Origin of the sequence: Flavobacterium zubiriense, from assembly GCF_041729725.1 — a bacterium.
Taxonomy (GTDB): Bacteria; Bacteroidota; Bacteroidia; order Flavobacteriales; family Flavobacteriaceae; genus Flavobacterium; species Flavobacterium zubiriense.
Genome location: NZ_JBCFQL010000009.1, coordinates 176136 through 189614 on the forward strand (window position 1 = coordinate 176136; position 13479 = coordinate 189614).

9 protein-coding genes are annotated in these 13479 nt (G+C 33.6%); 4 read left to right on the forward strand and 5 right to left on the reverse strand.

What is annotated here, in order from left to right; all coding sequences use genetic code 11:
• Positions 1–29: 29 nt before the first annotated feature.
• Both AAGV28_RS10020 and AAGV28_RS10025 read right to left on the reverse strand, forming a co-directional pair.
• On the reverse strand, positions 30–1259 hold the full coding sequence (locus tag AAGV28_RS10020) for an HD domain-containing protein (RefSeq protein WP_373406678.1): 1230 nt from the start codon (positions 1257–1259) through the stop codon (positions 30–32).
• Between the two features lie 255 nt (positions 1260–1514).
• On the reverse strand, positions 1515–2309 hold the full coding sequence (locus AAGV28_RS10025; RefSeq protein ID WP_373406679.1) for a 3-keto-disaccharide hydrolase: 795 nt from the start codon (positions 2307–2309) through the stop codon (positions 1515–1517).
• A gap of 239 nt (positions 2310–2548) precedes the next feature.
• On the opposite strand from AAGV28_RS10025, the gene AAGV28_RS10030 reads away from it, so the two are divergent.
• From AAGV28_RS10030 to AAGV28_RS10045, 4 genes are read left to right on the forward strand one after another with little or no spacing between them, the layout of a single operon-like run.
• Positions 2549–3043 carry a GbsR/MarR family transcriptional regulator gene (locus tag AAGV28_RS10030; protein ID WP_373406680.1) on the forward strand — a complete coding sequence of 165 codons (495 nt, stop codon included), beginning with the start codon at positions 2549–2551 and terminating at the stop codon, positions 3041–3043.
• 8 nt (positions 3044–3051) lie between these two features.
• Positions 3052–4161, forward strand: coding sequence for an efflux RND transporter periplasmic adaptor subunit (locus AAGV28_RS10035; RefSeq protein WP_373406681.1), 1110 nt, complete (start codon positions 3052–3054; stop codon positions 4159–4161).
• Positions 4162–4182: 21 nt separating this feature from the next.
• Positions 4183–7347 carry an efflux RND transporter permease subunit gene (locus AAGV28_RS10040; protein WP_373406682.1) on the forward strand — a complete coding sequence of 1055 codons (3165 nt, stop codon included), beginning with the start codon at positions 4183–4185 and terminating at the stop codon, positions 7345–7347.
• Positions 7337–8737 carry an efflux transporter outer membrane subunit gene (locus AAGV28_RS10045; RefSeq protein WP_373406683.1) on the forward strand — a complete coding sequence of 467 codons (1401 nt, stop codon included), beginning with the start codon at positions 7337–7339 and terminating at the stop codon, positions 8735–8737. The genes AAGV28_RS10040 and AAGV28_RS10045 overlap by 11 nt, the downstream gene beginning before the upstream one ends.
• 102 nt (positions 8738–8839) lie before the next feature.
• Here the strand turns inward: AAGV28_RS10045 and chrA are convergent, their stop codons facing one another.
• The 3 genes from chrA to AAGV28_RS10060 all read right to left on the reverse strand — a co-directional run bounded on the left by chrA (position 8840) and on the right by AAGV28_RS10060 (position 12913).
• Positions 8840–9967: a chromate efflux transporter gene (gene chrA, locus AAGV28_RS10050; protein WP_373406684.1), complete on the reverse strand. Its 1128-nt coding sequence runs from the start codon at positions 9965–9967 to the stop codon at positions 8840–8842.
• Positions 9968–10374: 407 nt separating this feature from the next.
• Positions 10375–12546 carry a TonB-dependent receptor gene (locus AAGV28_RS10055; RefSeq protein WP_373406685.1) on the reverse strand — a complete coding sequence of 724 codons (2172 nt, stop codon included), beginning with the start codon at positions 12544–12546 and terminating at the stop codon, positions 10375–10377.
• 49 nt (positions 12547–12595) lie between these two features.
• Positions 12596–12913 (reverse strand): DUF6660 family protein, encoded by a 318-nt coding sequence (locus AAGV28_RS10060; RefSeq protein WP_373406686.1) that lies wholly within the window; start codon positions 12911–12913, stop codon positions 12596–12598.
• Positions 12914–13479 lie beyond the last annotated feature (566 nt).

Below are 13479 nucleotides of genomic sequence, written 5' to 3' on the forward strand. Positions count from 1 at the left end.
TATAAAAAAAATAGATTTCAAATGTGGATTTATATCAGTTGTTTTGGGAAACAGATATAATATTTAGTCACTGATTTTGATAAAGACTTTAAATTCAACTGATCGGATGATTCTATTACATCTTCTACCGTTCGGTCTTTTTTCAAAATCCGTATGGGTTCAGCCTCTTTATCGTAAGCCTGATTTTTAATTTTACCTTTAAAAATAAAATAATTTGTATCAGCCATACTAATGTTATTTTCTAATGCAAAACGTTCTTTTAACGGATTTAAATCATCGATGGCTACTTTCTCACTGGTCAATTTTATTTTCAATAAATCTCTATTGATAATCATTTTACTCAACGATGAGAGAATAAAATCATCATGTCTTTGCCAAGATTTTAATGCACTAATGATATCAAAATCATCAAGTTGAGAAAACAAATCTAAAGTAAAAGTATCAAAGGATTCTAATATAATTTTATTTTGCATAAAAAACTGCAACGGCTCGCTACAAGGTAAATTAGTTCCTTTTAAAGTCAACTCTTTAGCACGCTTTAAGATTCTAGTTAAAATCAATTCGCCCACTAAACTGGTTTTGTGTAAATATGCCTGCCAATACATCAATCGACGAGACATTAAAAATTTTTCAACAGAGTAAATTCCTTTTTCTTCAATAACTAAGAAATCATCTTCCACATTCATCATTTGAATTAAACGCTCTGAATTGACATTTCCTTCGGCCACACCCGAGTAAAAACTATCGCGTTTTAAATAATCCATTCGATCCATATCCAATTGACTCGAAATCAATTGCAACATGAATTTTCTATGGTAATCACCTTCGAATATTTTAATGGCTAAGCTTAATTGTCCTTTAAATTCCACATTTAATTGTCGCATAAACAATAACGAAATTTCCTCATGATGTACATCTTCTACAATGCTTTTTTCCATAGCATGCGAAAATGGTCCATGCCCAATATCATGTAATAAAATAGCAATGTAAAGTGCGTTTTCTTCTTCTTCAGAAATAGATACTTCTTTAAAACGCAAAACATCAACTGCTTTTTGCATCAAGTGCATACATCCTAAAGCGTGATGAAAACGAGTATGATTTGCTCCTGGATAGACTAAATAAGACAAACCCATTTGTGTAATTCGACGCAAACGTTGAAAATAGGGATGCTGTATTAAGTCATAAATTAAAGCGTTAGGTATGGTAATGAACCCGTAAATGGGATCGTTGAATATTTTTAATTTATTGATTTGACTCACTACAACTTGAATTTTAGGTTGACAAATATAAGTAAATTAGATTGTAAAAAAAGTAAAATTACTAATTGTCCAAGGTGTTCACTTTATAGAAAAAGTTAGACACAAATTACACCAATTGTCACTAATTCTAATCAAAATTAAAAAATTCTATCTGTCTTAATAATTAGTGTAATTAAAAACGATGTTTAATTTGTGCTTATTGGTGTAATTTGTGGCAAAAAAAAATTAATGAGCTTGAACTGCTAAGTACCATTTTTACAATTTTCTAATCCAAATATTTCTAAATTGATTTTTAGAACCATGATCCTGAAGCGAAAGAACATCATCACCATGAGGCGACGGATAATTGTGTAAACCGATATAAAGCGTTAAGCCATTAATTGTTACATTATTTTGTATCAAAACACCGTTTAAAAATACTGTAATTCTGGCTGGTGCATCAATTTTTCCATCTGCTTTAAATCGTGGTGCTTTATAAATCACATCATAAATATTCCATTCTAATGGTGTTTTTACAGCATTTACTAATGGTGCATGATCTTTATAAATACTTCCCGCCTGACCGTTGCTATAGGTTCGGTTATTGTAAGAATCTAAAATTTGCAATTCATATCTATTTTGGAAAAACACACCACTATTGCCTCTCGCCTGTCCTCCATCTAAAACAACATCTGCAGCACTCCACTCCAAATGCAACTGACAGTCACCAAAAGTCATTTTGGTTTGAATATCGCCAGAACCAGGAACAATTTCCATGTAATCATTGTTTATTATTTTCCATGTAGCAGCTTTGTTAACGTCTTTTTTACTTACCCATTGATTTAAATTTTCACCATCAAATAAAATAATCGCATCTGAAGGTGCATTACCCAGAATTTTTGCCGGTGTAATTATTTTTACTTCTGGTTCCCATATTTCTGTCATTTCGGGTTTCATAGGCATTGGAGAAACCTCAGGCGGAGTGTTTACAAATTGATGTTGTGCCATAGCCGCAGTAGCAGAAAACAGGCTTACCATTAAAAATGAATATTTCAAATTTTTAAATTTCATAATTAAATATGTTGGTTTGAGTTTGTTAGTATTTGTTTGAATCTCAATATTAATCATTTTTTCAACAACTTATTTTTAATTTTTCAAAGTACTATTTAAATCATAAATCTTTCTTTCTCAGACAAAAAGCACGATTGGGTTCTTGATAATTAAAATAGTTTACAGAAAATTAACATAAAATTAAGTTCGGTTAGTTCGGTAATTACCGAACCAATTGTAAATTTGCAAAAAATTTCATCATGGATGTTGTAAAAGAAAGAGAAGAAATAATAGAGTTGTTTGGCAATTATTTCGAAAAATTATACAATATTCCTCCTCTAGCTGGAAGAATATTAGGAACTCTAATTATTGACGGCTGTAAAACAGGCTTAACATTTGAAACTTTAGTCGAAAAAATGAGTGCTAGTAAAAGTTCTATTTCGACTAATTTAAATCTGCTTTTAAAAATGGATAAAATAACCTACTTCACTAAAGCAGGAGATCGAAAAAAATATTTCAAAGCAGCCAATTTAAGTGAGCGTCTAGCTAATTTTCTAAAATTAATTGATTCGGAAATGATTATCATCAACAGACTAGTCGATTATAGAGAAGTAACTGCTTCTTGCCCCGAGGAAAAATGCAATTTAGAAAACGTAAAAGCCTATAGAACACACGTTACCGAGGTTGGGAAATTATTTATTAAAACCATCAACAACTTCAAACAAATAGAAATAAGTAATAATAACAATCAATAATCCATCAAATGAAAAAACTTTCATTATCCATTATAAGTTTAGTACTCTTAGTTGCCTGTGGAAAAAAAGAAGAAAAAACTACTCCTCCTGTAATGCCATACAAGGTTGTTGCAGTAACTCAATCAAATACTACATTATTAGCCGAGTATCCTGCTACATTAGAAGGAATTACAGATATTGACATTCGCGCTAAAGTGGACGGTTATATCGAAAAAATATATGTTCAAGAGGGTCAGGAAGTTAAAAAAGGACAATTGCTTTTTAAACTAGAAACTCAAACCGCAAATCAAGAAGCTAGTGCTGCTAAAGCTAAAGTTGCTGCAGCTCAGGTAGAAGTCAATCGATTAATTCCATTAGTAGAACGCAATATTATTAGTGATGTACAACTAGAAACAGCTAAAGCTAATTTAGCCAGTGCTAAAAGTACGTATCAAAGTATTGTTGCAAAAATAAACTATGCTTCAATCAAAAGTCCAGTAAACGGAATCGTAGGAACTTTGCCGCTAAGATTAGGAAGTTATGTAAGTAGCCAAACTGCAGAACCTTTAACTCGTATCTCAGATGTTAGCACCATTTTTGCCTATTTTTCAATGAATGAAAAACAGCAATTGGACATAACTATGAATGCTGTTGGAAAAACATTTCAGGAAAAAATCACTAAAATGCCTCGTGTTAATTTGATTCTAAGCAATGGAATGCAATATGAAAATACTGGAAAAATTGAGACTTTTAGTGGTCAAGCCAATACACAAACGGGTTCATTTAATGTGAGAGCCAGTTTCCCAAATGCAAACAAGCTGTTGCGTTCTGGAGGAAGTGGAACAATACAAATTCCAACTAACCTGAATGAAGTTATTATAATCCCACAAAATGCCACATTAGAAATGCAAGACAAACGTATTGTTTTAGTTGCTGACAAAGACAATAAAGTAAAAGCGGTTCCTGTTGAAGTACGTGCCGTTCCTGGAGGTCGTTTTTTTGTAGTGGATAAAGGATTAAAAGAAAACGATAAAATACTTATTGAAGGTGTTGGAATAGTTTCAGAAGGGACTTTAATCAAACCTGAATTAGTTGATTATGCTACAATAATCAATTCTGAAGAAAAAGCAGTTAACTAACAATCGAATAAAAAGTACATTATGTTTTCAAAATTTATTGACAGACCCGTTTTGTCAACGGTGATTTCTATTATCATCGTTATATTGGGAGTATTAGGGTTAATCTCGCTTCCTGTTTCTCAATATCCCGAAATAGCACCGCCTACAGTAACGGTTTCGGCTAATTATCAAGGAGCCAGCGCCGAAGTAGTAATGAATTCGGTAGTTATTCCGCTAGAAGAGCAAATTAATGGTGTAGAAGACATGACTTATATGACTTCTACTTCAAATAATGATGGTTCAGCATCCGTAAATATTTACTTTAAATTAGGTACTAATCCTGATTTAGCAGCAGTAAACGTGCAAAATCGTGTCTCTCGTGCTACGCCTTTATTGCCACAAGAAGTTACCAGAGCGGGAGTTACTACATCCAAAAGACAAAGTGATAATATTTTAATTTTATCGGTGTACAGTGAAAACCCGGATTATGATATTACGTTTCTTCAAAATTATGCCAACATTAATATTTTACCTAAAATAAAACGCGTTGCAGGAGTTGGAGAAGCCGTAATATTTGGTCAAAGAGATTATTCGATGCGTATTTGGTTGAAACCAGATGTTATGGGAGCTTATGGATTAGTTCCTTCGGATATTAGCGCATTATTGGCTGAACAAAATATTGAAGCTGCACCTGGACAACTAGGAGAAAGTGGCGATCAATCTTTTCAGTATACATTAAAATATAAAGGACGTTTACAAAGCACAAAAGAATTTGAAGAAATTATTGTGCGTTCTACCCCAAGTGGTGAAGTGTTAAAATTAGGCGATGTAGCTAAAATTGAATTGGGTGCAGTAAATTATGCCAGTAAATCATTTACAAATGGGCACCAATCTATCGCTATTGCTATTGCACAGACCGCAGGTTCAAATGCTCAGGATGTAATTAAAGGTGCGTTGAAAGTAATGGATGAATCGGTGGTTAATTTTCCAAAAGGAGTAAAATACACCACTTTAATTAACGCAAATGACTTCTTAGAAGAGTCTATTTCTAAAGTAATTCACACCTTAATAGAAGCTTTTATATTAGTATTTATTGTGGTTTTTGTATTTCTACAAGATTGGAGGTCCACGCTTATTCCTGCAATATCAGTGCCGGTTGCTATTGTAGGAACCTTCTTTTTCCTTAGTTTATTTGGTTTTACCATCAACTTACTAACGTTGTTTGCACTAGTACTTGCCGTAGGTATTGTGGTCGATGATGCCATTGTGGTCGTCGAGGCCGTTCACGCTAAAATGGAAGCGGGAGAACACGATCCTAAAAAAGCAGCTTATAGTGCGATGGGTGATATAAGTAGTGCTATTATTTCCATCACCTTAGTAATGTCGGCCGTATTTATTCCAGTTTCATTTATTAGCGGCTCTGCGGGAGTTTTTTACAAACAATTTGGTTTGACATTAGCAGTTTCCATTGTCTTATCTGCTATTAATGCATTGACGCTCTCTCCTGCCCTATGTGCTATTTTCTTAAAACCACATGGCGAAGAAAAGAAAAAAGGCTTTTTACAACGTTTTTACACCGCCTTTAATACAGGATTTGAAACTACCACATCTAAATACAAAAGATCAGTAGAATTTTTAATAAAAAGAAAATGGTTGTCCTTTTTAGGAATCGCCGTTTTTGCTGGAATTTTTGTTTTATTATTAAATATTACACCCAAGGCTTTTGTACCTGGTGAAGATACCGGAGCCATTCTTTCAGATGTATCACTTCCACCTGGAACTTCATTAGAAAGAACCGAGGAAGTATTATTAGAAATTGAAAAAAAAGTAAAAGATATTCCTGAAATTCAAGAATTGCTTCGTATTTCTGGTCGAAGTCTAATTAGTGGTACGGGTAGTAACTACGGAATGGTAATTGTAAAATTAAAACCATGGGCCGACCGTAAAGATGCTAATCAGGAAATTACCCTTGTAGTTCAAGAATTATTCAAACGTGCTGCTGCTGTAAAAGACGCTAAAGTATTGTTTTTTGCTCGTCCTACATTGGTTGGTTTTGGTTATTCTAATGGAATTGAATTCCAGTTGCAAGATCAAAAAGGAGGAAGTATTCAAGAGTTGAGTGAAGTGAATAGCAAATTTTTGGCTGCCTTAAATAGTCGTCCTGAAATACAATATGCTACTACCTCATTCTCTCCAAACTATCCTCAATATAGAATTGATTTGAATGTGGCTGCTATCAAAAAATCAGGCTTAACAGTAACTGATATTTTAGGAACCATGCAAGGCTATTATGGTGGAGTTTATGCTTCAAACTTTAATAAATTTGGAAAACAATTCCGTGTGGTTTATCAATCAGAGCCACAATTTAGGAGAGATCCTGAATCTTTAAACAAAGTATTGGTTCGAAATAGCAGCGGACAAATGGCTCCTATTTCGGAATTTGTGAAATTGGAAAAAGTATTTGGTCCTCAGGCAATCGATCGTTTCAATTTATTTACTTCTGTAAAAATTACAGGAGCACCAAATAAAGGTTTTAGTTCTGGAGATGCCATTAAAGCTGTTGAAGAGGTAGCCAGCCAAAATCTACCTCTTGGATATGGATATGAATTCTCAGGAATGACTCGTGAAGAAATTAGTGCTGGTGGACAAACTTTGTACATTTTCTTATTGTGTTTGATTTTTGTGTATTTCTTATTAGCGGCTCAATACGAAAGCTATATGTTGCCTTTTGCAGTATTATTATCATTGCCAATTGGTTTAGCAGGAGCTTATATTTTTGCCTATTTTTTCAATGTAAGTAACAACATTTACTTGCAAATTACATTAATTATGCTTATTGGATTACTCGCCAAAAATGCTATTTTGATAGTCGAATTTGCTGCCGATGCAAGAAGAAAAGGAATGAGTATTTCTCGAGCTGCTGTTGAAGGTTCTGTGGCTCGTTTGCGTCCTATTTTAATGACATCCTTTGCCTTTATTCTTGGTTTATTACCGTTAATGCTGGCTCAAGGAGCTGGAGCTATTGGTAACAAAGCCATTGGAACAGGAGCTATTGGAGGAATGCTAATAGGAACTATTTTAGGAGTATTTGTAGTGCCTATTTTGTATATCATATTCCAAAATTTACAAGAACGTATTTCTACAAAACCTTTACCAACAACAACTGTATCAGATGTTAATCTTTTAGAAAATAACAATGAAAAATAAAACATATAAAATTGTACTCTTAGGAGTTTCGGCTGTACTAATGCAATCCTGTTTTGTTGCCAAAGATTACAAACGTCCCGAGTTAAAAACTGAAAATTTATACCGCAATGAAGTCGTATCAACCGACACTACTTCATTAGCCAATCTGTCATGGGATAAGGTTTTTACTGATCCTATTTTACAAGCTTACATTAAAAAAGGATTAGAAAACAATCTAGATATTAAAATAGCCATACAAAATATTGCTGCAGCCGAAGCTTCAATGAAACAAGGTAAGGCAGGATTTTTCCCTACATTGTCTACTGGTGCTGATTGGACGCATCAACAACTTTCTAAGAATAGTCAATTTGGAGCAATTGTTCCAAACAGAAGTACAGATCAGTATCAATTAACAGGAACACTAAGTTGGGAAGCTGATATTTGGGGAAAAATTAGAAGCAACAAACGTGCGGCTAATGCGAGTTATCTTCAAAGTATTTCAGCAAATCAGGCGGTAAAAACCCAGTTGATTTCGGAAATTGCTTCGACTTATTTTCAGTTATTAGCTGTAGACGCCCAAATTAAATTGGCTGAAAAAACGCTAATTAACAGAGACAAAAGTATCGAGACCATTGTTGCGCTTAAAAAAGCAGGAAACGTTACTGAAGTGGGTGTCAAACAAACCGAAGCACAAAAGTATGCCACCGAAGTTATTTTAGCCGATTTAAAAATCAACAGTGTTCTTTTAGAAAACAAAATGAGTATTCTTTTAGGGCAAGCACCTCAAAAAATAGAGAGAAGCAACTTTAATCTTCATACACTGCAACCTAATATCACGCTGGGAGTTCCTGCAAATTTATTGAGAAACAGACCCGATGTAATTGCTGCCGAATACAATTTGATAACGAATTTTGAGATGACAAATGCAGCAAAAAGTAGTTTTTACCCAACATTAAAAATTACAGCTACTGGAGGTTTACAAAGTATTGATATTAAGGAATGGTTGAGTTTGAATTCTTTTTTCAGTAATGTGGTTACAGGAATAGCACAACCCATTTTTAATCAAAGGCAAATAAAAACCAAGTTTGAAATTGCAAAATCAAATCAGGAAAGAGCCTATTTACAATTTGAACAATCCTTATTAAATGCAGGAAAAGAAGTTTCGGATGCATTGGCACAATACAATAATGAAACTTATAAATTGACTATCAGAGAAAAACAAGTTGATGCTTTAAAATCGGCTTCTGATTTTTCTGACGAATTGTTAACTTACGGTTTGGCTAATTATCTTGAAGTTTTGACTGCTAAAGATGCTGCATTAAATGCCGAACTGGGTTTAATTTCGAATAAATTCCAACAGGATAATGCTATCATTCAATTGTACAGAGCCTTAGGCGGTGGATGGCAATAAGCTTAATTCTCATACCAGAATTAAATTAGGTTATATATTCATAAAGCCATCTTGTTTTAAAAAAACGAGATGGCTTTTATGTTTTTTGATAATTTCCAACGATTATAAAAAACTTAAAATATACCCTAAAAATGCACCACCAATCACAATGAAAGCACTGTTTATTTTCTTGTAATTAAAAGCAATCAAAATACTCACCAATGCAATTAAAATAGAACGCCAATCAGTAATGGTGTCCGTTCCCATTTGGATACAAATCGAAATAATTATAGCTACCGAAGATACATTTACAGCATCCAGAAAAATGGAAAAGGGTTTAGAATTTCGTAATTTTTTAACCAATGGATTCAGTAAAGCAACAAATATAAAAGAAGGTAAAAATATAGCTATCGTGGAAACCAAAGCACCCGAAAATCCATTAATTTGATAGCCTACAAATGTTACTGATGAAAAAACAGGACCAGGAGTAAATTGTCCCACAGCAATGGCATCAATCAATTCGGTTCGTGTCAGTAAGCCTTTGGCAACTAATTCGGCATCCAAAAAAGCAAATAAAACATAACCGCTTCCGTAGAGAATGGAACCAATTTTTAAGAATATCAGAAATAAATTCCAATTGCTGGCTGCCATCAAAGTAGTTTGAGAAACAGGCAAAAAAACAAGCGGAATCCAATTCCTTTTCACCGAATTTTTATTTTGTATCGAAAACCAAAATAACGACATAAATCCTGCTCCAAAAAGTAAAGCAATTTCGTTGAAATGCAAAAGTGAAAGCACTAAAACAATACTGCCAATAATTACTAACGGAATGGTTTTTAATGATTTTTTTGCCAATGGAAAAATAGCTCCTAAAATAATAGCAATAATAGCTGGTTTGATTCCGTATAAAAAGGGTTGAATTTCGGGCAATTGACCATATTCTTTGTACAGCCAGGCAAAGCCAGCCGTGAGGAAAACGGCAGGCAAAATAAAACAAAGTCCTGAAACTATCAAGCCTTTTACTCCTGCTCTTTCATGACCAATATGAATCGCCATTTCAGTGCTATTTGGTCCTGGAATTAAATGGGTAGCACCTAATAAATCTAGAAAATGCTGTTCGTCGAGCCATTTTCGTTTCACAACTACTTCATTTTGCATCATGGCTATATGCGCCGCAGGACCACCAAAACCAATAAATCCTAATTTTAGAAAAAGTTGAGCAAGTTCTTTTAGACGTTGTTTTTCAGACATGAACTAATTTTTATTATTTTTCAATATTCATACAAATTTATAAATGAAAAGTAAATAACTGATTAAGATAATAATAGTAATAATTGCCAAAATAAAGTGATGTAAACTTTTCCCAATTAGCTGCAAAATGGTCTTTCCCCATATTTCATCTGTTTTTTATTCTGTAGCACTACTGTTTAATGTAAAAAAACTAAAATATAGAACAAAAATACTTGTTTTTTGCTTCAATAAAAAAAGTCTAAATCACTTATAATTTTGAAATCATCAAGTTTATTTTTCTGACATTCAATAGTGATGAAGGTTGAATCTGAATCTAAGGAATTTGAGATCAATTCTGCCAATATAAAAAAGTGCTCTTTTTGAAAAATAGTTTAGAATGAAATAATTGTGAATTTACAGTGGAAAAATTAATGTACTTTATTTCCAAAAGGCTTTATGATAATTCCCATGCTGAAAATAAATCCATCAGTAGGAGCATAAATTTCTGGAAAAACGGGTCGGTCGTGTGTAGGTAAAACTAACGGTGAAAAGCGACTTTGTCTTCGGTCAGTAAAATTTTCAAAATTACTAAAGAGTGCGCCCCATTTGAAATTTCGCATCAACAGAAATCCCATGGTAGTAAAATCAGTGGTTTTAGTTCCATTCGATAATAATTGTTGTCCTGTGTAATAGGTTTCAAAACCAATGCGCCAGGCTTCACTTTCATACATAATTACACTGCCTACATTGTGCTTGGGAGTCAACGGTTTTTGTGGGTTTCCCGCTAAATAATGCAAACGAGCATCAATAAAAGCATAGTTTAAAAACCATTTAAAATCCTTGTAATTGAACTTGATGTTGGTTTCGGCACCTTTGCTTAAAATGACTTCAGCAGCATTTTCAAATTTGAAATTGGTTCCGGAGCTATTTAATAATAGTGCGTTTTGAATAGCGGTAACATAGAAAAGTTGGTTTGCTGAGAATCCAATTTCACCCAAACGCGTTTGGTAATTAAAATCATAATTCACACCATAAGAACGTTCGGCTTTTAGATTGTCTTTGTCAATGCCCAATACATTTTCGAAATTAATCGATTCGGCTTCTTCTGTAAAAACATCAGGGATTTTATAGCCTAATCCACCGCCAATTCGGCTTGAAAAACCATTTTCGTTTTTGTACAACAAGGAAATTCTTGGCAAAGTAAAGAATCCCCAATTGGTATTATAATCCGTACGCAAACCTGTTTCTAAAATCCAGTTTTCGCTAATATCAAAAATGCTATTGGCAAACAAACCGTAGGTCAGTTCTTTTTGATCGCGTTGCAATACCGCTTCGTCGGCTTCATCAAAATTAACTGAATACACATTTGCACCCAAAATCCAATCGGTTTTAGCATTGGCTCTTTCGTAACTTACTTCGGTAAACGTATTGATTTGCTTTCCGCTAAAATTAAAATCAGGCACTTGCAACGAACGATCAAAATAAGAAATACTGTTCTTGATATTGAAATTGCTCAGCGAATCCAGTTGGGTTTTATATACTGCCTGAGAACTCAAACGTTTAGAAACGTTGTCTTCGGTGTATTGATGAATGCCGTTTTGCTGACTCTTAATTTTAGTCATATCGCCTCCAATTCGGTCATCGTAAGTTCCATTAACGCCTAGCCAAAAAGTAGTTTTTTCGGAAGGGTAATAAAAGAATTTTGGATTAAAAGAAATGGATTTTGTTTGGGGTAAATTACTGAAATCATCATCTTCGGGATCATAGGCTTTTTGATAATGTGCCGAACCATAAAGCGTTGTTCCAAATTTTTCATTTCGTTTGCTATAAAAAACATTCGCCGTACTTCCTAAAGCATGCGTTTGGGTTAGCATAATGTCTAAATCCGGTTCTTCATCGGGCGTTTTCGAAACCATATTCACTAAACCGGCAATAGCGCCACCGCCATACAGTGTAGACGAACTTCCTTTGATAATTTCAAATTGTTGTAAATCCAAAGGCGGAATTTGCATAATACTCAATCCGCTGGAAAAACCGGAATATAAAGGAAAACCATCTCTTAAAAGTTGGGTGTAACGTCCGTCAAGACCTTGTATTTTAATGTTCGAATTCCCGCTGCTCAGTGAGGTTTGTTGCATTTGGATTCCCGTGCTTTCGCGCAAAACCATCGAAATATTGGTGGGATTCATCGTCGCTTTTTCTTCTAATTCTTCGCTATTGATAAATTCAATTCGGGTGGGAATTTTTCTAACGGTTCTGCTGGTACGAGACGTTTGTAAAATGACTTCGTCGAGCTCGTTTTCATTGGGTTCTAAATGAAAAACAAAAACGGTTTGACTCGGAATTTGGATGGTTTTTTTTAAGGTTTCAAAACCCAAATAAGAAATGATAATCGTTTGCTTGCCATTGGAAATATTTGAAAACTGGGCTTTTCCCTCAGCATCTGTAACAGCCGATTTTTGGTCTGATTCGAGATAAATATTGGCGCCAATTACGGCTTCGTTTTCAGAAAGGATTTGGATTTGGACATCACTTTTTTGTGCCTTTATTTCAAGGCATGATAATAATATGAGCAACGCGCTCAAAATGAGTTTATTCATTTGAAATGAAATTTAATTAATTAAAAATTAGACGAGTTGTCTTGGTATTTTAACTAATTAATTGAGGAGGTTGCCAAATAGCAGCAACAGAATCAAATTGATAATTTGATTGATAAGAAGATACTACTACATTAGAAATTTCCGTATGGATTCTAAAAGTAAAGATTTTAATGCTTTCAAAAGTTACCGACATTCCGCAACAGCTGCAAATACAAGTCACAGGACAAGAATCATCATGGTCTTCCTGATGATTGTGCGCAAGACTGATATTATCTTTTTTCAGGTCTTCGGCATTACTTCCGTCAGAACAAGGTTTTAAAGATAAAACAAGTATTAAAATGGATAATATGAAGGTACTTATTTTCATTGCGGCAACGAAGTTAAAAAATCTATTTTACATATTTATCTTTATTTTCAGGACTTTTGTTGGAGCTAACTTTTCGGATTTTGTATTTTCGGGTTAAATGTTTGAGTCAATTTCGCCACGAATTCATGTATTATATTCAGTTTTTAGAATAATTCCTGAATTCGTGGCTTTTTAGACAACAATATGTTTGACGTGTAGCTAATTTAATTGAGGTCTTAAAAAAAACTTACTTTTGCAATTCTTGAAAAAAATCGTTGGTTTTTATTTGATTAATTAGTTGTTTAATAGTCTGTTATGTAGATTTAAAGTTTTAGAAGAAGTTTCTAAAACTTTAAATTATTTTTAAGTTTTTGAGTAAATTTTGCTTATTGTTTGCATTTTTGTTTTAAAAAAATTAGTTTTGCACCATATTTATGAAAAAGACTACTCATTATATCACCGTTACTCCGCCTTGATTTTTAATCTTTAAAATCGAAGGGCATTCCTAAAAACGAGCATTCAATTTTTGAAGGCTATTTTGATATACAAAATAGTTTCTTAATAGATTCTCGTAAACAACGGTATAC